This is a genomic window from Corynebacterium sp. HMSC074C01 (assembly GCF_001814605.1).
Taxonomy (GTDB): Bacteria; Actinomycetota; Actinomycetes; order Mycobacteriales; family Mycobacteriaceae; genus Corynebacterium.
Map to the genome: position 1 here is coordinate 68615 of NZ_KV817278.1, position 19650 is coordinate 88264.

Below are 19650 nucleotides of genomic sequence, written 5' to 3' on the forward strand. Positions count from 1 at the left end.
CGTTGCGGCGTACTAGCCGCACTGGGAGGCGAGCCAGCCGTCGAGCTCCGATTCCGGGGAATCGGGGGCGATCGGGTCCTCGGCGAATTCCTCGCCCGTGCGGGCCTTGTCCTTGGCCGTGGTGAGCATGAGCGAGCGGCCGTCCGGGTAATCCAGGACCACGTTGGCGGAGGCGTAGCCGGCGGTCGGCTCGCCGAAGGTGCGCACGTTGTCTAGGCCGCGGAAGGCTAGGAGGGTGGCTTCGGCGGAGGAAGCGGTGTCACCGTCGGTCAGCACGGCTACCGGAATGTCGAGCTTGCCACCGGACGTGGTGGTGGGGGTGCCACCGCCGGTGACAGAGTTGCCGTCAATGACAACGTCCGTGGTCCCCATGCGGCTGACAAAGGAGAGCGCGGTGCCGTCCGGCAGCAGCGGGCTGAGCCCCGCGTACATCGGGCCCATGTCACCACCGTCATTGCCGCGTAGATCGACCACTGCGGCACAGGCCTCTGGGTGGGCGGTCAGACCCTGCGCCAAAGTATCGGCGTAGGTTTGGCCGTCATCGTGGCGGCCGATGGACGGGACGGTGGCGCGCAGGACACCGTCGTCGTAGTTGACGACGGGGGCGGTCTTCTCAATCTCCTTCTCCGACTCCGTACTAAAGACCTTGGAATGCTTACCGCCGGCGGCGTCGATGGCGGCATCGAGGAGCCCCGCGTTGGTCGGATCCTCCTCAAAGGCCTCACGGGCGCGCTGGAATTTATCGCTGTCGCCGTAGATTCCGGTAAGCGCCGCGGTATCCACCATCGCGGTGTTGATGCGCTTTTCGCTGGCGTTGAAGAGGAATACGGGTTTGCCCGCAAACGCCCCGCCATAGGAGGGGCCGAAGAAGTACACGGCCGCGACCACGGCGATGAGAGCAACGACGAACAGGCCACCGAAGATTTTCAGTACCGTTTTCATTCTTTTCGCCGTCCCGTGCGCAACACGTAACCGCGGAGAGGCTCCACAATCACGATGGCAAGGAGCGTAACCAGCCAGCCCACTGCCAAGAAGCCGAAGGCCATGAGCAGGCGGGCGAGTACATTGACGTCGCTTGACTCGACGCTGGAGAAGAACATCAGCGAGGCAATCCCGCCGCCAAAGAGGAAGCCGAAGAAACTCAATCCCACGACGGGCCCCATGACCGCAAGCGCGCCGGACCGGAACTGGAAGCCACGCGGCACGCCCATGAGATCCAGGGAGCGGATGAGCTCCTTGTCTTCAAAGATTCCGGAGACCTGTCCCAGGATGATGGACATGGTGGTCAGCGTGAAGCCAAAGATGAGGGTTAACACGACACCGGTGGAGATGTCTTTGAACACCACGTTCGTTCCGGGGTCTTCCTTGAGCGACAGAGCCAGGGCATCGGAGCCCAAGGGCGCGGTAACGAGGAATCCCGCCAAGTAACCGAAGAAGCCGATGGCAGCACTCCGCCTCCACGCGGGGCGCGCATTACCCGCCACGCGCTGGCAGGCCACGAAGTGCGCGTTTCCGGGAAAGAGGGACATGATGTGTGCGCCGAGCTGCAGGATGAAAGGGGAAATGAGGTTGATACTCATCACCATGCCAAACATGACCACGATGACCATAGCGGTCGGCGGCCCCGCTTTACCGGAGAGCAGAACACCACCGATACCTGCGATGATGAGGAAGACGATGACACGCCACCAGCGGTAGGCCGCGGGCATCTGGCGCTTGGCGACGCCCAGCGGGCTCACGCGCACGCGCTGCATGCCGGCGAGTGCGGCACCGATGGCCAGCAGGAAGAGCACACCCGCCACGGCGAGGTAGCCCCACCACGGGAGGAGAAGCTCGGACAGAGCAATGGAACGCATCTGGAAATCCAGCTGGGTGAAGACCGGCGCGACGAGCAGGCTGATCAGCCCGCCGAGCACGATGCCGATCACTGCCTGGAGGCCGGTCTCGACGATGACCATGCGCTCCACCTGGCGGGAGCTCAATCCCAACAGGCGCAGCGTGGCCAGACGCTGCTCCCTGCCGGAAGCACCCAGGACGGCGGCTTGGGCAGTGAGGTTAAACAGCGCCGGAAGAATGAACGCGCAGGCCAGCAGGGCCAGGGCGAACCACGGGTAGAGGAAGGCCTCCATCTCGTTGCCGAAGGCCTCCTGCAGAGCGGGCGCGGCATCCTCAACGTGCTGGGCGCGCTCCCAAAACATCCACGTACCGCCCGCCACCAGGAAGGCGATGGCGGAACCAATGGTCAGGCTCACAATTGCCAGAAGCGAGACAATACCCGTTCCCGAGCGCGCGCGAATCGATTCGCGCTGCAGGTCAAAGACTAAAGTCGCGGTGTTCATCGGATCACCTCGAGGCGGCGGTCATCGTGAATGATGCCATCGCGAATCTCCACGCGGCGCTGCATCCAGTCGGCCACCTTCGGGTCGTGCGTGACCATGACCAGGCTGGCACCCGACTGGCGCACGATGGTGGTGAGCATCTGCATGACCTCGTGGCCCGTGGACTGATCCAGCGCACCGGTCGGCTCGTCGGCGAAGACCACGCCCGGAGAAGCCACCAGCGCACGCGCAATGGTCACGCGCTGCGCCTGACCGCCAGAAACCTGCGCCGGGCGGCGCTCCGCCAAACCACCCAGGCCCAGCTGATCTAAAAGCTCCATCGCGCGCTTGCGGGCCGCACCCCGCCCCATACCGTTAAGCATCGCGGGCAGCGCCACGTTATCCACGTTGCTCAGCTCCGGCAGCAGCTGGCCATCCTGGAAGACGAAGCCGAAATTGCGCAGGCGGGTGCGGGAGCGGGGGCCGTCGCCAAGCGCGGAAAGCTCCTCATCCCCGTAGCGCACACTGCCGTGCGTGGGGGTGAGCACGCCGGACATGCAGTGCAGCAGCGTGGACTTGCCAGAACCGGACGGCCCCATGACGGCCACGAGCTCGCCCGGTTCAATGTCGAGGGAGATTCCGGCGAGCACCGGGCCGCCGCCGAAATCCTTGGTGATGTCTGTCAGGGAAAGTGTCTTTGCCATGTCTCTCATTCCACCGTGAAGGGCCCGCGGAAAGAACAGCCCTAGCGTTGCTCTTTAAGGTAGTGCCAGCACTACCCCTGTGATCAGTAGAGCCCGTTATGCTGAAAACCGTGTTCCGAAGAAAGCCCCAGCCCACCAACCATGAGCAGCAGCAAGCGGAGAAAATCGCGCAGCTCACGGCCTCGCGTCGCGCCATCGCGGATGCCTACGAGGTGGAGCGCGCACGCATCGAGCGCGACCTGCACGACGGCGCGCAGCAATACCTCGTGGCCGCGAGCATGAAGTTGGGGGAGGCTCTTCTCGACGCCCCCTCTGACCTCGCCGTGCTGCTTACCGCCGCCAAACAGGACGTGGACCGCGGCCTCAAGTCCTTGCGCGCCACGGTGCACGGCATCCACCCGCAGGTGCTGCAGGATCACGGTTTGGTGGCCGCGCTTGCCGACGCTGCTTCTTCCCACGGCCCCCACGTCAGCGTCTTCGCCCCGCATCCTTTGCCCAAGCTTTCCGCCTCCGTGCTGGCCTGCGGCTACTTCTTCGGCACGGAGGCTTTGACCAACGCTGCCAAGCACGCGCCCGGCGCGCCGGTGTCTGTTTTAGTGACCGCGGATGCCTCCTTGAAAATCGCCGTGGTGGATGAGGGGCCAGGCGGCGCGCGGGTGGTGCCGGGCCATGGCTTGGCGGGGATGGCCGAGCGCCTCGCCGCTTTCGGCGGAGAGATGACTCTGTCCTCTCCCCCAGGCGGGCCGACGAGGCTAGCGTGCTCGATTCCTCTTCTTCTCGATCGCGGACAGTCAGGAGTTTAAGAAATGAGTTTGAGAATCGTCGTGGCGGATGACTCCGCCATTCTGCGCGAGGGCCTCGCCGGCCTTCTGGAGCGCCGCGGGCATTCGATTGTGGGCCAGGCGGACTCCGCACCGGAGCTTGAGGCCGTTGTGGATAAGCTGCGCGATGAGCTTCCGGACATCGTCATCACGGACGTGCGCATGCCGCCAGGCATGGGCGATGATGGCTTGAAAGCCGCCGTGAACTTGAGAAATGCATACCCGGGCTTACCCGTCATGGTGCTCTCCCAGTATGTAGCCCCGGCTTACGCGGTGGAGCTCTTCGACTCCCCCGATGCCGGCACCGGCTATCTTTTGAAGGACCGTGTCTCCGAAGTGCGGGACTTCCTCTCCAGCCTGGACGTGGTGGCTCAGGGCGGCACCGTCATCGATCCCACCGTGGCCCAGGCTTTAATGAGCTCCGGGCGCAGCGGCTTGGGCGAGCTCACCCCGCGCGAGCGCGAGGTGCTCGAACTCATGTCGCGCGGCAAATCCAACAAGGACATCGCCTCTGAGCTCGTCCTGTCTTCCGCCGCGGTGGCCAAGCACGTTTCCAATATCTTCACCAAGTTGCGGCTGGATCCCAGCGAGGACAACCGCCGCGTGAAAGCCATTCTGGAGTACCTCTCCGCGCACCGCTAAAGCCCGCGCCTGCCCACCGTCCACACGAGCGCCCTGACAGGGACCGTTCACAGGATCCCAAGGAAACTGTGACGCAAGACGCATAAGCTTGTCCGTGCCCTTACCCAACCCACTCTGGAAGGACCCCGCTTAATGGACGTGCAGCTCAACATCGTGCGCTTTAACCGAGAAAAAATTGCTGACCATGACTATTTTCTGGAGTTAATTCAGACGGAAGGGCTGGCCTCCTTCCGGAAGCCGGATCCAGAAATGGAAGAAGCATCGGCCGCACTCTCCAAACTTTTCGGACAGGACGTGCCCGCGCATTCGGCCGTCACGGTCACGATGGATTCGAGCGATTTAGAGCTCCAAGAAAAGCTAGCTTTGCTGGCGTATTACCACGGCTTGGTGGTCTTCATTGGAACCACGGACATCCTCTTTAATGCGACTGGAATCCCCACGAGCAGCAATGGCCTTTCCTCCATCAGAAACTGCATGGGAACTATGTGGCGACAGGTCAGCAGACCTATGCTTGATCGCGCCTTTGAGGACGCCCTGCGCCTGCCGGTGTCCGAACAGACGTGGATTCAGGTAATCAACTATGGCTCGGAAGAACGAAGCTACGGCCTCGAAATGTCCATGCACGTGCGCGCAAGCGGACAGTTCGAACTGATATGGTCCAGCCTCCCTCCAGAGGCCACTCAACCGGTATTCCGCACGCTCACTGTCGATACCTATGAAGAATCACGAGAGATTCTGCTTTCCTTCAGTGATCACAACCCGTTGATCGAAGAACTTGCGTGGGAGCCGTTGCCTCAACGCGCATCTAAGCCAATCCTGGATCCTTCAGTCCGCCACGAAACACCCTGGCGCCGGCTGGACGCGGTGAAGGAGCTCCCCGCAGGCGTGATGGTCCACCTGCATAAATGGCCAACATTTTCCTTGGCCTACGGCCGCAATGCACAAGGACAGTGGACCGCGAAAGTTTACGATAACCTCGGCACCGACAATGTGCAGACCTTCGACATCGCAGACGAAGCCATCGCAGTGGCGGAGCACTATTTAGACGGCAACGGCGAGATGATTTCCACAGTCTTCCCGGACTCTTCATCTTCGGATCCGGCGCCGTACACCACGGTCACCGCAATGGAGCTGCCGGAGCGCGAAGAGCAGTGGACTGAAGCATCAGTATGCATGATGCACCGCATCCGCGCTGACCATAATGGCGAGCCCAGCCCTCGGATGCAGAAATATATTGAGAGGATTAACACAAAGCTCGGAAGCGAAATCCTCCTCGCCGAGGAGCACGTGGAGGCACAAGCACTCACACGGCTGCTCATCCCTGCTGATGTCAGGACGGTCACGATAGAGAGGCTTACTCATCTGGCGCAGGATTACGGCATTTCGCTTGTTGTCGATGATTCCCTGGCACTGTATAACCCGTCGGGCAAGCCGCTTCCGGGAGCCGAGAGCTGCCAGTTGAAGCTACTCGCGGATAAGTTGTATGTGAACACCTGGGAGGTGGCCACATCCTCCTCCGTACTCGAAGCGGGGCTTCGCCTCTTCACAGGATGGAGGCTTGAGGTTCGATCCGGGAGTCAGGTGGACTTCCAGGAGCGTTATACCTTGGAAACAACCTATACGGGCGACAACGTTTCGCTTGACCTTGTCACCCCCGACGGGAACCTACACGAAATCCCATCCATCTCACTGCCCCTTGCTCTGGATTTGATGGTTGAATTCACCTACTCCCCAGCGCAGTTGGTGGACAAAGTGAATTGGCAAGATCAGAAGTCGTCCTCAGATATCCCTGAGGACGAGCGCTTCATGGTCAACGCCACGGTCTTCGGCTCAGCTGCGTATCTTTTCAACGATGACCTTCTCGAGGCAGTTCGCCAGGACGGCTTCCCCGAAGTGGGAGCGTGGGTAGCGGCCTTTGACCGAATAGTCCCGGGCGACTACTGCCAGGTCGACCGTGTGGAACCCTCAGAAACAGGAGCGGCACGCTACCTCGTCGAATGGGGCCACAACAACGGTGAGGAAGAAAACTTCCAGATGCTCCTTGAGGACATCGACGAAGCCTTGTCCCTCCTTGAACGGTTTGTGAACGGGGACCGCGCAGAGTTTGAGGCCCTTCCGTGGACGCGGCGAGTGGAGTAACAGCACTAGGCCCTATGCGTGACTAGGGTATGGGGCATGAGAAACGTAACGCCCCAGGAAGTACCTGAGAACGCCCAGCTTATCGACGTCCGCGAGGACCACGAGTGGAACACCGAGTATGCCCAAGGCGCCACCCATATCCCGATGGGAGACCTGGTCGAGCGCCTCGACGAGATTGACCCGGACCGCGATATCTACGTCATCTGTCATGCAGGCGGGCGCAGCATGCAGGTCTGCCAGTACCTCGAGCACGCGAAAGGCTGGGATGTCATCAACGTCGACGGTGGCACGGATGCGTGGAAGACCCAAGGCTGCCCTATGGTTTACCCAAACCACTAGTGGTACCATTTGCGGTACCATGCAAGTGTGGTTTCCAAGATAGAAAAGATCCTCACAAAGATGCGGACCTCACGGACAAACGTCCGCTTCTCAGAGCTGCAACTTGTGTGCGACTTCTACTTCGAACGCCAAGAAAGCGCCGGAAAGAAGCGGCGTGGAACTTCGCACATCGTTTATAAAACCCCGTGGCAGGGAGACCCCCGAGTCAATATCCAAGAGGGCCGCAACGGGAAAGCGAAGCCCTTTCAGATTCGCCAAGTTTTAGCCGCAATCGACCGCCTTCCCTAGGAGCAGATCATGAACCTCGCAGACAAGTACACCTACCAAACCGCTTGGTCCGAAGAAGATGGCGAGTTCGTGGCCACAGTCCTAGAGTTCCCTTCCCTGTCATGGCTGGATACTACTGCGGCCACCGCAGAGGCCGAGTTGCGCAGCGTCGTCGAAGAAACCCTAGAAGATATGCAACGCAACAATGAACACATCCCAGAACCATTCGGACAACGAAGCTACTCGGGGAAGTTCAACCTCCGCATACCTCAGTCACTTCACCGAGACCTGACCATCGAAGCAGAACGGGAAGGCGTTTCTCTCAACACACTCATTGTGCAGAAGCTAGCCTCAACCTAAAACTAATGGGCCACAACCCATGATTTAGGCATGCCACCGTAGGCGCGTTAGAATCATCGGCATGCCTTCATTGAATTCTGTTTCCATCCCTACCGCGCTCCTGGAGTCCCCCTCCTTCCAGCTGGAGCGCCTCCGCCGCCGCACCCGCGAGGGCGTCGAGGCCGCGCTGCAAACGCAGAAGACCACCCTGCGCGAGTACTGGGTTCTCACCTGCCTCGTTGCGGAGGCCGCGTCCTCGCAGTCCGCACTATCGGAAACCTTGGCCATTGACGCCTCCGACATGGTGCGCCTGCTCGATTCCCTGGAGTCCCGCCACTGGGTTAAGCGCGAGCGGGATGCCAAAGACCGCCGCCGCCAAATCATTGCCTCCACCAAGAAAGGCGTGAAGGCGCACAAGGAGCTCACCGTTTTGGTAGCGAAGGCTGAGGACGAAGCCCTCGACGCGTCCACCAACAAGCAGCTCAAGCACCTGCGCAAGCTGGCCACCGCCATCATCGCGGCTGACGCACCCGGTGATACAGAAAGCAGTGATGCTTAAATGTCGGAACCCGATAACCTTCCTAGTACTGGGGGCCGCCACGCCCTCCGCACAGACGAGCCCGAGACCCCGACGATGCCCGAGGTCCCCGAACACTACCTGCTAGGCTCCGAGGCCGCCCCCGCGCGCACCCTCTGGGATATCGTTCAAACCCCCGCCGAGCACTACCCCGAAGCCGCCGCGCTCGACGACGGTGAAATCCTCACCTACGCCGAGCTGCTTGCCGACGTCTCCGCATGGGCCACCGAACTCTACGCCAGTGGAGTGCGCCGCGGCGACCGCATCGGCATCCGAATGACCTCCGGCAAGCGCGAGCTCTACCTGGCCATCCTGTCCACGCTCGCCGCCGGCGCGGCCTACGTGCCCGTCGACGCCGACGACCCCGATGAGCGCGCCGAAATGGTCTTCGGTGAGGCCGATATCGACGGTGTCTTCACCGACGAAGGTTTCCGCATGCTGCGGGAAGGTGGGGCGGCGCGCCCCACGTTCGACGAAAGGGACGGTAGAGACGGCGCACTTTTCCAGGAGCCGCGCCCCGAAGACACCGCGTGGATCATTTTTACCTCCGGATCGACGGGCAAGCCCAAGGGCGTGGCCGTCAGCCACCGCTCCGCGGCCGCCTTCGTCGACGCCGAGGCAGCCCTCTTCCTGGCAGATAACCCGCATGGCCCGCTCGGCCCGGACGACCGCGTCCTGGCCGGCCTGTCCGTGGCCTTCGACGCCTCCTGCGAGGAAATGTGGCTGGCCTGGGGTCACGGTGCCTGTTTGGTCCCGGCCCCTCGCTCCCTGGTGCGCTCCGGGATGGACTTGGGTCCCTGGCTGATTCGCCGCGACATCACGGTGGTCTCCACTGTGCCGACCTTGGCCGGCCTCTGGCCCGCCGAGGCCCTAGACAACATCCGCCTTCTCATCGTTGGCGGCGAGGCCTGCTCCCAGGAGCTCACGGACCGCCTGGCCACCGAGGACCGCGAGATGTGGAATACCTACGGTCCCACCGAGGCCACCGTCGTGGCCTGCGCGCAGCGCATGCTGCCCGGCAAGCCCGTGTCGATTGGGCTGCCGCTGAAGGGCTGGGATCTGGTGGTCGTCGACAAGCACGGCGTCCCCGTGAACATCGGTGAGGTAGGCGAACTCGTCATCGGTGGTGTGGGCCTGGCTGCCTACCTGGACCCGGTGAAGGATGCAGAGAAGTACGCGCCGCTGGAGTCCCTGGGCTGGGAGCGCGCCTACCGCACCGGTGACCACGTGCGTTTGGAAGAGGATGGCCTGTATTTTGTGGGCCGCGTCGATGACCAGGTCAAGATTGGCGGCCGCCGCATCGAGCTCGGTGAGGTGGAGGCTAACGTCGCCGCCCTGCCGAACGTGTACAACTCCGCCGTGGCCGTGCAGAAGACACCGGGCGGCGAGTCCGTGCTCGTCGGCTACGTCTCCCTGGATGACCCGGATGCAGGATTCGACCACGAGGCGGCGCACGTCCGTCTCGCGGAATCCATGCCGGCGGCGCTCGTCCCCCGCATCTGCGTCATGGATGAGCTGCCGATTCGCACCTCCGGCAAGGTGGATAAGAAGGCCCTGCCGTGGCCGCTGCCAGGAGTAGGCGTGGAGGCAGACGGCCTCAACCCCACCGAGCAGTGGCTGGCGGAGCTGTGGGTGGACACCCTGGGTGTTTCCGTCGAGGACGTCAACGCGGACTTCTTCTCCCTCGGCGGCACCTCCCTTGCCGCAGCGACCTTGGTCGGCCGCATCCGCGAGCGCTTCCCTACCGTGGCCGTGCGCGATCTCTATGACCACCCGCGCTTGGGCTCCCTGGCGGAGCAGCTTGCTGGTGCCGAGTCCGTGGAGGACGCAGGGCCTGCACGCGAGGTAGCGCCCGTGCGCGCCGGCACGCGCATCGCGCAAACACTCATCCAGATCCCCGTAATGACGCTGGCCGCCACGACGTGGCTCGCCTGGTTGCTGCTGGGCTCCAACGTGGCGAACCTACTGGGCGTGGACTGGGCCATGACCACCCCGTGGTGGCTGGTCATTCTTCTCCTCGTCATCTTTGTCGCTCCCATCGGCCGCATCCCCATCGGTGGTTTCGGGGCGCGGCTAATCACCGCCGGCATCACGCCCGGCGAGTATCCGCGCGGCGGTTCCACGCACCTGCGCATTTGGGCAGCGGAGCGCTGGGTTAATGCCATAGGCGCCAGCTCCCTGGCGGGCGCTACCCGCGTCAATAACTATGCCCGCGCTCTGGGCGTGAAGATTGGCCGCGGTGTGGATCTCCACTCGCTGCCGCCTGTGACGGGGCTGCTGACCTTGGGCAAGCACGCCGCTATTGAACCGGAAGTGGACCTCACCGGCTACTGGCTGGACGGCGATATCCTCCGCGTCGGTGCCATTGAAGTCAAGGAAGGCGCGCGCGTGGGTGCGCGCTCCACGCTGCTGCCGGGCACCGTCGTGGGCAAGTACGCCCACGTGGAGGCCGGCTCCACCGTGACGGGGCGCAAAAAGGTCAAGGACGGCCAGCGCTGGTCCGGCTCCCCCGCCAAGAAGGTGGGCCGCTCCAAGCACCGCTTCCCGTCCCATACCCCGAAACGCCGCCCGCTATGGGTTCCTGTGTATGACTTCACGTCCGTCCTGCTAGCCTTGCAGCCCATTGTGGCGCTGGCGGTCGGCGCGGCTGTCGTCGTTAGCCTCATCGCGCTGACCGATGGCTCCGCCTTCGTCGGCTCCATCTTCTTCGCGCCGCTCGGCGCCCTAGTGGCGTTTGCTACCTATATGCTGCAAACCTGGCTGGGCGTGCGCTTGCTTTCCATTGGCATCACACCCGGTGTCGCACCGGTGCGCTCCGCCAAAGGTTGGCGCTTGTGGACCATCGAGAGGCTCATGGACGAGGCCCGCACGCAGCTCTTCCCCATCTATGCTTCGCAGCTCACCCCGGCGTGGCTGCGTTCCTTGGGCGCCACAATTGGCAAGGACGTGGAGATTTCCACGGCTGTCATGGTGCCCAAGCTAACGGAAGTCAAGGACGGCGCGTTCTTGGCAGATGACACCATGATCGGCGGCTATGAGCTCGGTGGCGGATGGATGCTCACGGGTGAGACCAAGGTGGGCAAGCGTTCCTTCGTGGGCAACTCCGGCATCACAGGCCCGGGCCGCAAGCTGTCGAAGAACTCGCTGGTTGCCGTGCTCTCCTCGACACCAAAGAAGACCAAGTCCGGCGCTAATTGGTGGGGTTCCCCGCCGGAGCGCATGCGCCGCGTCGAGGCCCACGTGGACGGTGTGGAGGGCGAATCCCTGACCTATAACCCGGGCTTTGGGGTCAAGGCCGCGCGTGGTGCGATTGAGACCATGCGTCTGCTGGCGCCGATGACCTCGGCCATGCTGCTGGCGGGCACCCTGGCATCGCTTTACGCGCTTGCCGACGCCCTCGGCATCGCCGCCGCCTGGGCCCTCGGCGGCCTCATCCTCATGGTGGCCGGCGCCATCGCCATGACCATCACCGTCGCGGTGAAGTGGATCTGCGTGGGCACGCAGACCGCTGGCGACCACCCACTGTGGTCCGCCTTCGTGTGGCTCAACGAGCTGCAGGACACCTTTGTGGAGGCTGTTGCTGCCCCATGGTTCTTTAGCCACACGTATGGCATGGGCGAAATCAACCAGGGCCTGCGCGCTCTCGGCGTGACGATTGGCCGCGGCGCGTGGATCGATTCTTACTGGTTCCCCGAGACGGACCTGTGCTTCGTGGGCGAAGGCGCGTCCGTTGGCCCCGGCACTGTGGTGCAAACGCACCTCTTCCAGGACCGCGTGATGAGCCTGGACACCGTGACCATTAAGGCTGGTGCCACCTTGGGATCGCATTCGGTGGCGCTGCCAGCCTCGGTCATTGGCAGCGTGGCAACCGTCGGCCCCGGTTCCTTGGTGATGCGCGGCGACCAAGTCCCTGGCAACTCCGAGTGGCAGGGCAACCCGATTGAACCGTGGAAACATTAGCTACATAAAGAAAGAGGCGGTCAGGATACCTGGCCGCCTCTTTCTTTATGCATGCACGAGCCGCTAATGCGCGGTCGGTGCGTGGTGACTAGTCACCGATCTGGTCGCGGCCACGCTTGACAATCTTGTCATCTACCTGATCAACGAGCTCGTGATCCTTGTTGGTGTACTCAAACTTGGAGAGCACGTAACGCATCGCGTTAATGCGGGCGCGCTTCTTATCGTTGGACTTAATGGTGATCCACGGAGACTCTTCAGTATCCGTGTAGCGGAACTGCTCCTCCTTGGCGCGGGTGTAATCATCCCACTTATCTAGCGATGCCAAGTCCATGGGCGAAAGCTTCCACTGACGGACGGGGTCGATCTGGCGAATAGCAAAGCGGGTGCGCTGCTCCTTGCGGGTCACGGAGAACCACAGCTTGGTAAGCGAAATACCAGAGCCCAGAAGCATATTCTCCAGCATCGGCACCTCACGCAAGAATTCCGCGTGCTGCGACTCCGTACAGAAGCCCATGACACGCTCCACACCGGAGCGGTTGTACCAGGAGCGGTCAAAGAAGACGATTTCACCGCCGGACGGGAAGTGTTGAATATAGCGCTGGAAGTACCACGAGGTGGACTCGCGCGGGGATGGCTTCTCTAGCGCTACGGTGCGTGCACCACGCGGGTTGAGGTGCTCGTTGAAGCGTTTAATGGTGCCACCCTTGCCCGCGGCATCGCGGCCTTCAAAAAGGATGATGTGGCGCTGGCCGGTTTCCTTGGTCCAGTTCTGCCACTTCAGCAGCTCTATCTGCAGGGCGCGCTTGATGGACTCGTACTCATCGCGCGTCATGCGCTCTTCGTAGGGGTAGTTCTCGCGCCAGGTCTCGACGGGCGAGCCATCCGGCATGATCAGCGAAGGATCATCTTCATCAGAGTCATCGACGACGTAGCCGTCGGTCTGTGCAAGGTCGATCTCGGGGAGTTCGTCGTCTTTAATGTCAGCCATACTTTTAGTTTAACCCGAACCAACACCACAAGTGCCCTAAACCTTCGCAGTTACCCCTTCCCTCAAGACAGCAATCAAAACGAAAAGAAGGCCTACCGAAACGGTAGGCCTTCTTGCTTCAGTGAGCTTTAAAGCTCAGAGCTGAGGTTGTTCTTAAACGAACATGCCGATCAGTTCGGAAGCACCCTTAGCGACCTGAACCAGCGGCTGCATGATAGCGGCGATGCCGGAGAAGTCGAGAGCAATTGCGGAAGAAAGGTTGAAGGCATCAAACAGAACGGAAGACATAGATTCTCCTATGATGAATTAGTAGGGGATGGGCGTAAACCCGATTATTACTTGCTGCTCAGCAGAGCGGAAGAGGTGTTGGAGAAAGCGTCGCCAACCTCGTACTCGTCGCTCTGAAGACCGAAGAAGATGTCAACAGCGTTGTTCAGAACGGTCGGCAGGTTAGCGGCAATCTTACCCCAGCCTTCCCAGGTGTGAACAAAGTTGTCGAGGTGAGTCTGGATGAGGGAGAGATCCATAGTGAACTCCTATTTTAGGTCCGAAGCGATTCAGTGCCCCGGAGGGGTTTGCAGTTTGCAGACACCCTCAGTGGGCGTCACAAGAAGTATTTTGGCACAAGATGACAACAAATCAAGTTCATTTGAGTCACAAGTTTCGCCAACTCTAAACCTCGGCAATCGACACTCGAGCGCTCCATCACCTTCCCCGCTAACGGGGCGCACACTTTAAAAACGTATTCTAACTGGGGTTTTATGAAAGGCGCAGGGATTAAGCTGCGAAAAACTCACGGCATTGCGTAACGTTTTTCGCTCTAGCAAGCGATAGCCTTTAGCCATTCTCTTTCAACCGCATCAGTTTCTGCTGAAAATAATTCTTGAAGGGGCACCCCCATCTGGGGGTCTAAAGTTAATGGTGGGACGCCTGTTACTAAAGGGAGTGGAGCCACACTCCTCGCCGTGATTTATATGGTGAGGTGCAAATCTCTCATATTGATACCGAAAAGCTCTCAAAGAGCACATCTGAAGAGCGAAGTGGCCGAGACACGCCGAAGCGCCCCACAAACAGCGTTTATCGCCATTTGTGGGGCGCTTCAATTCCTTGATGGTTCGGCTCCATCGTCTGCCGCTAGGGCGACGTACGGGGCCTTCAGGAGGCTTAGAAGCCCATGCCGCCCATTGCGTCAGCGTCCGGCATGCCAGCGCCTGCACCGGCCGGTTCCGGCTTATCAGCCACAACAGCCTCGGTGGTCAGGAACAGAGCCGCGATGGACGCAGCGTTCTGCAGCGCGGAGCGGGTGACCTTAACCGGGTCGTTAATACCCGCAGCCATGAGATCCACGTACTCGCCAGAAGCGGCGTTGAGACCCTGGCCAGCCGGCAGGGAGGCGACCTTGTCAGCGACAACGCCCGGCTCCAGGCCAGCGTTCTGAGCAATCTGCTTCAGCGGAGCAGACAGCGCCTCACGGACAATCTTGACGCCGGTTGCCTCGTCACCGGTGAGGTCGGAGAGGGAATCCAGAACCTCAGCTGCCTGCAGCAGAGCCACGCCACCACCGGCAACGATGCCCTCCTCAACAGCAGCCTTGGCGTTGCGCACGGCATCCTCGATGCGGTGCTTGCGCTCCTTAAGCTCGACCTCGGTAGCGGCACCAACCTTGAGGACTGCCACGCCGCCGGCCAGCTTGGCCAGGCGCTCCTGCAGCTTCTCGCGGTCGTAGTCGGAGTCGGAGTTCTCGATCTCGGCGCGGATCTGCTTGATGCGGCCGTCGATCTGCTCCTGGGAGCCAGCACCCTGAACGATGGTGGTCTCATCCTTGGTCACAACGACCTTGCGCGCCTGGCCGAGGTACTCGATCTCGGCGGTCTCCAGGGAGAGGCCGACCTCCTCGGAGATAACCTGGCCGCCGGTGAGGATAGCCATGTCCTGCAGGGTGGCCTTGCGGCGGTCACCGAAGCCCGGAGCCTTCACAGCAACAGACTTGAAGGTGCCGCGGATCTTGTTGACCACGAGGGTGGACAGGGCCTCGCCCTCAACATCCTCAGCGATAATCAGCAGCGGCTTGCCGGTCTGCATAACCTTCTCCAGCAGCGGCACGAGGTCCTTGATGTTGGAGATCTTGGAGGAGACCAGCAGGATGTACGGATCCTCGAGGACTGCCTCCTGGCGCTCCATATCGGTAGCGAAGTAACCGGAGATGTAGCCCTTGTCGAAGCGCATACCTTCGGTGACCTCAAGGTCAACGCCGAAGGTGTTGGACTCCTCAACGGTGATAACGGAATCCTTGTTCACGGAGCCGTTGCCCACGGTGTACATAGCCTCGGCGATCTTCTCGCCGATTGCCGGGTCAGCGGCGGAGATTCCTGCAGTGGTGGCGATCTCTTCCTGGGTCTCTACTTCCTTCGCGGAGGAGAGCAGAGAGTCAACAACCTTCTTGGTGGCGGCCTCAATGCCGCGCTTGATGCCCATCGGGTTGGAACCAGCGGCTACGTTGCGCAGGCCCTCACGCACGAGAGCCTGTGCCAGAACGGTAGCGGTGGTGGTGCCGTCACCGGCGACGTCATCAGTCTTCTTGGCTACTTCCTTGACCAGCTCAGCGCCAATCTTCTCGTACGGGTCCTCGAGCTCGATCTCGCGCGCGATGGAGACACCGTCGTTGGTAATGGTCGGGGCGCCCCAGGACTTCTCCAGGACGACGTTGCGGCCCTTGGGGCCGAGGGTGACCTTGACGGCGTCGGCAAGCGTGTTGAGGCCACGCTCGAGGCCGCGACGTGCCTCTTCATCGAAGGCAATGATCTTTGCCATGTGTTTGTGCTCCTTAAGCTTTGTTGAGGACGACACTCACGTCTGATCTATGACGGACGCCCGCGACGGCACGGCTGGCGAGTGTTCTCCAGCCCCAACCACATAGATGACTCTGTTTATTTCTGGCACTTACCATGTGGAAGTGCTAGCGACCATTCTGGCACTCAGACCTACCGACTGCAAGGTTCAACACGAACGCTATAAGCGAACGGGCGGTGCAAAAACACCGCCCGTTTGATCGAACCGCCCTTTAAAAAGAACCAATCACGCTGTCTTAAGAAGCAGCCTTCTTCGCCGTCCACTTATATGTCGCAGCGATACCGCCAACGAAGAGGATGACGCCAACGAACTTGGCTCCCGTGCCGCCCTCGAAGATCTCCAGCGGGGAGTCGCCGGCCGATGCCGCGATAATGCCCGCGTTGACCACACCGAAGAGGGACTCGCCCACGATGAGGCCGGTGGCCAGCAACGTACCCATGCGCTTGACAAAATCCGGCTTGGACTGGCGTGCCGCCCAACGGTTGTAGAAGTAGCCCAAGAACGCACCAATCGGCACCACAATGGTGATCGCCGCCGGCAGGTACATGCCCATGCCCACTGCCAGCGGAGACAGGGAATACTTGTCGGTGAAGTGGCGCAGGCACTCATCCACGATGATGATGACGGCACCAATCGCCGCGCCCAGACCAATGAGATCCCACGGCAAGGAGTTATCGAAAATACCGGAGGCCACCGAGGACATCAGCGCAGCCTGCGGTGCGGCCAGTGCATCCTCGCCAGCGCCTTCCATGCCCTGGAAGCCAAAGCCGGTGAGCATGACCTGGAGAATCGGCGGGATCACCAAGGAACCGAAGAGGACACCAATGATGAGCGCTACCTGTTGCTTCCACGGTGTCGCGCCAACCAGCTGACCAGTCTTGAGGTCCTGCAGGTTGTCATTGGAAATGGTCGCGATGCCGAAGACAATGGCCGCGGTAAACAGCGTATAAGCCACCAGCGAGAGCGGCTCCGCATCCGTACCGCGGGTCACGGCGGCAATCAGCAGCGCAGCGGCGATGACCGCGATGATGCCAATCGAGGAGATCGGCGAGTTAGAAGCGCCAATGAGGCCCGCCATGTAGCCACACACCGACGCGATAACGAGGCCCACCAGCAAGGTGAAGAGTACGGAGACCGTGATCAGCACGCCCATGTGGTCATGAATATCGGTACCGCGCACGAAGTTCCACAGCAGCAAGCCAATCGGAACCATCAGGACCAGGATGGTGCCAATGACATAGGGCGCTGGAATATCGCGCTCCTCCACTGCCATTTGCTGGCCATCCTTACGGTTGCGGGAGGAGGCGAAGGACTCAGCCATGCCTTTGGCAATCGGGCCCGCAATCTTAACCAACGTCCATACGGCCGCGATGGCCATGGTGCCCACGCCGATGAAGCGGATCCTATCGGAGAAGACCGTATCCACGGTCTCCATGATGGCAGCCGGATCACCCAGGCCCTCACCACCGGTCAGGATGGGCAGCAGGATGAGGTAAGAAATAACCACGCCGACGAGCATGGCGATACCCACGGCCAGACCCACGAGGTGGCCCACGCCGACCAGCGCCAGCGAGAGGGAGGTGCCCAGCGTCGTCGCGCCCGAGCCGAATTTGAAGTAGGTGGCCACCTCAGAGGCAGCCGCCTTCATTGCCGCGAGCAAAGCCATGAGCGCGGAGAGGATGCCACCGAAGACGATGACGCGCAGGCCCTTTGCGTTTTCCTCATGGGCGGCCTCGCCGTCCTCACCGGAGCTATCGCCCACCTTGAGGACCTCGGCCGCGGCCACGCCCTCCGGGTAGGGCAGGTCCGAGCCCGTCACCAGCGCACGGCGCAGCGGGATGGAGTACATCACGCCGAGCACACCACCGATGGCGCACACTGCGGCGGTATCAATGAAGGAAAAGCCCTGCCAATAGCCCACCATCACCAGGCCCGGGAGCACGAAGATGATGGCGGACAAGGTACCGGCTGCCGACGCGATGGTCTGCACAATGTTGTTCTCTTTAACGTTGTGCCCGGCAAAGCGGCGCAGCACCGCCATGGAAATCACGGCGGCAGGAATGGACGTGGCAAATGTCAGGCCTACTTTGAGGCCGAGATACACGTTGGCGGCAGTAAAGATCAGAGTGATGAGTCCACCGATAATAATGCCGCGCAGCGTGAGCTCGCGGAGCGTGGACTGGGAACCTTCGGCGGTCGTCGTCGCCATGTCAGGTCCTTTCTAAGGAATAGTTACTAGAACCCGGAATATATTACTCCCTACTTGTCGATAGACCGATTCGGGGATACGAGTAGGTTGGAGGGCATGACCAAGATTTCTGAGTTTGTGAACAACGACCGCGAAACTATCTTCAACCAGCTCAAGGAGCTCGTTTCCTTCAATTCCGTCCACAACGAGCCGGGTCTAGAGGACCAGACCGCGAAGGCAGCGGAGTGGGTTCACGCCGCGCTTGTCGACGTCGGCTTCACCCCCGAAGCCATCACCACCGCTGATGGTTCCACGGCGATCGTCGCCAAGCGCCCCGGCAAGGAGGGCGCGAAGACGGTGCTGCTCTACTCGCACTATGACGTGGTGCCCGCCGGCAACCCGGAGGCCTGGGATTCCGATCCTTTCACCCTGACTGAGCGCGATGGCCGCTGGTACGGCCGCGGCGCCGCGGACTGCAAGGGCAACGTCGCCATGCACCTGGCGGCACTGCGCGCGCTCGACGCCCACGGTGGAACCGACCTTAACCTCACCGTGCTTATTGAGGGTTCCGAGGAACGCGGCGGCGAGGGCCTGTCCGCGCTCATCGAGGAACGCCCGGAGCTTTTTGCTGCCGACGCCATCCTCATCGCCGATGCCGGCAACGCCAAGGTGGGTGTGCCGACGCTGACGACCTCCCTGCGCGGCGGCTCCCAGATCAACGTCAAGGTCTCCACCCTCCACTCTGCCGTGCACTCCGGCCAGTTCGGCGGCGCGGCTCCCGACGCCGTCAAGGCGCTCATGCGCGCGCTGGATTCCCTGACGGATGAGTACGGCCGCACGACTATCGACGGCGTCGATTGTGCGGGTTCCTGGCCGCTGGCCGAGGGCCAGGACACCGCCTACCGCGAGGAGAACTTCCGCTCGGATGCCCAGATGCTCGAGGGCACCGAGGTCATGGGCGCGAAGGATCCGGCCGGTGCCACCGCCATCGCGGATATGATTTGGGCCCGCCCGGCGATTACCGTCACCGGTTTTACCTCCACCCCGGTGGCCGAGGCCGTCAACGCCGTGCCCGCTACCGCCGAGGCCAACATCAACCTGCGCACCCCCGCCACCATGGATCCCCGCACCACCGCGGAGGCCGTGGCCGAGCACCTGAAGAAGCACGTCCCGTGGGGCGCACACATCGAGGTCACCATCCTGGAGGCCAACCTGGGCTTCGAAACCGATCCGGCAAAGCCCGCCGTGGCTCTACTCGGCGAGTGCCTCGGCGAGGCTTTCGGGGCCGAGACCATCACCCAGGGCATGGGCGGATCCATTCCGCTGACCGTGGAGTTGCAGGAGAAGCACCCGAACGCGGAGATCGCGCTCTTTGGTGTGGAGGAGCCGCAGTGCACCATTCACTCCGCCAATGAGTCGGTCGACCCGAGCGAAATTGAAAAGATCGCCATCGCCGAAGCGCTCTTCCTCCAGCGCTTCGCTTAAGTGGCGCGATCCCGCTCGGCAGAGCCATCCGCC

Annotated in this window: 16 protein-coding genes; 8 read left to right on the forward strand and 8 right to left on the reverse strand. The window is 61.7% G+C overall.

Annotation, left to right across the window (positions count from 1 at the left end; genetic code table 11):
* Positions 1-12 precede the first annotated feature (12 nt).
* Genes HMPREF2978_RS06005 through HMPREF2978_RS06015 form a run of 3 tightly spaced genes read right to left on the reverse strand, consistent with a single transcriptional unit; the run spans position 13 to position 3022 of the window.
* Positions 13-942: a S41 family peptidase gene (locus HMPREF2978_RS06005; RefSeq protein ID WP_070744618.1), complete on the reverse strand. Its 930-nt coding sequence runs from the start codon at positions 940-942 to the stop codon at positions 13-15.
* Positions 939-2339: an FtsX-like permease family protein gene (locus HMPREF2978_RS06010; protein ID WP_070744620.1), complete on the reverse strand. Its 1401-nt coding sequence runs from the start codon at positions 2337-2339 to the stop codon at positions 939-941. The genes HMPREF2978_RS06005 and HMPREF2978_RS06010 overlap by 4 nt, the downstream gene beginning before the upstream one ends.
* Entirely contained in the window at positions 2336-3022 is a 687-nt protein-coding gene (locus tag HMPREF2978_RS06015) for an ABC transporter ATP-binding protein (RefSeq protein ID WP_070524641.1), read from the reverse strand. The genes HMPREF2978_RS06010 and HMPREF2978_RS06015 overlap by 4 nt, the downstream gene beginning before the upstream one ends.
* A 98-nt stretch (positions 3023-3120) precedes the next feature.
* Here HMPREF2978_RS06015 and HMPREF2978_RS06020 point away from each other — a divergent pair, with 98 nt between their 5' ends.
* The 7 genes from HMPREF2978_RS06020 (at position 3121) to HMPREF2978_RS06055 (ending at position 12106) form a co-directional block, all read left to right on the forward strand.
* Entirely contained in the window at positions 3121-3825 is a 705-nt protein-coding gene (locus HMPREF2978_RS06020; protein ID WP_070524642.1) for a sensor histidine kinase, read from the forward strand.
* A 3-nt stretch (positions 3826-3828) separates the two neighbouring features.
* Positions 3829-4485, forward strand: a complete 657-nt coding sequence (locus tag HMPREF2978_RS06025) for a LuxR C-terminal-related transcriptional regulator (RefSeq protein ID WP_070524644.1) — start codon at positions 3829-3831, stop codon at positions 4483-4485.
* 132 nt (positions 4486-4617) lie between these two features.
* On the forward strand, positions 4618-6624 hold the full coding sequence (locus tag HMPREF2978_RS06030; RefSeq protein ID WP_070524645.1) for a hypothetical protein: 2007 nt from the start codon (positions 4618-4620) through the stop codon (positions 6622-6624).
* 36 nt (positions 6625-6660) lie between these two features.
* Positions 6661-6963, forward strand: coding sequence for a rhodanese-like domain-containing protein (locus tag HMPREF2978_RS06035; protein ID WP_070524647.1), 303 nt, complete (start codon positions 6661-6663; stop codon positions 6961-6963).
* 297 nt (positions 6964-7260) lie between these two features.
* Positions 7261-7590: a type II toxin-antitoxin system HicB family antitoxin gene (locus HMPREF2978_RS06045; RefSeq protein WP_070524656.1), complete on the forward strand. Its 330-nt coding sequence runs from the start codon at positions 7261-7263 to the stop codon at positions 7588-7590.
* Between the two features lie 61 nt (positions 7591-7651).
* Complete coding sequence (locus tag HMPREF2978_RS06050) at positions 7652-8128, forward strand: MarR family winged helix-turn-helix transcriptional regulator (protein ID WP_070524659.1); 477 nt, start codon at positions 7652-7654, stop codon at positions 8126-8128.
* Positions 8129-12106 carry a Pls/PosA family non-ribosomal peptide synthetase gene (locus HMPREF2978_RS06055; RefSeq protein ID WP_070744622.1) on the forward strand — a complete coding sequence of 1326 codons (3978 nt, stop codon included), beginning with the start codon at positions 8129-8131 and terminating at the stop codon, positions 12104-12106.
* 88 nt (positions 12107-12194) lie between these two features.
* Here HMPREF2978_RS06055 and ppk2 read toward each other — a convergent pair whose 3' ends face one another.
* The 5 genes from ppk2 to HMPREF2978_RS06075 form a co-directional block, all read right to left on the reverse strand.
* A complete protein-coding gene (ppk2, locus tag HMPREF2978_RS06060; RefSeq protein WP_010188788.1) occupies positions 12195-13094 on the reverse strand; it encodes a polyphosphate kinase 2 in 900 nt (299 codons plus the stop codon).
* 153 nt (positions 13095-13247) lie between these two features.
* Complete coding sequence (locus HMPREF2978_RS13505) at positions 13248-13382, reverse strand: hypothetical protein (RefSeq protein WP_256375150.1); 135 nt, start codon at positions 13380-13382, stop codon at positions 13248-13250.
* A gap of 47 nt (positions 13383-13429) precedes the next feature.
* Positions 13430-13621 (reverse strand): hypothetical protein, encoded by a 192-nt coding sequence (locus tag HMPREF2978_RS06065; RefSeq protein WP_070524663.1) that lies wholly within the window; start codon positions 13619-13621, stop codon positions 13430-13432.
* 637 nt (positions 13622-14258) lie between these two features.
* Positions 14259-15905: a chaperonin GroEL gene (groL, locus tag HMPREF2978_RS06070; RefSeq protein ID WP_070445838.1), complete on the reverse strand. Its 1647-nt coding sequence runs from the start codon at positions 15903-15905 to the stop codon at positions 14259-14261.
* Between the two features lie 274 nt (positions 15906-16179).
* Complete coding sequence (locus HMPREF2978_RS06075; RefSeq protein WP_070744624.1) at positions 16180-18153, reverse strand: OPT family oligopeptide transporter; 1974 nt, start codon at positions 18151-18153, stop codon at positions 16180-16182.
* A 96-nt stretch (positions 18154-18249) separates the two neighbouring features.
* Here HMPREF2978_RS06075 and HMPREF2978_RS06080 point away from each other — a divergent pair, with 96 nt between their 5' ends.
* Positions 18250-19617: a dipeptidase gene (locus tag HMPREF2978_RS06080; RefSeq protein WP_070524666.1), complete on the forward strand. Its 1368-nt coding sequence runs from the start codon at positions 18250-18252 to the stop codon at positions 19615-19617.
* The last annotated feature ends 33 nt before the right edge of the window (positions 19618-19650 follow it).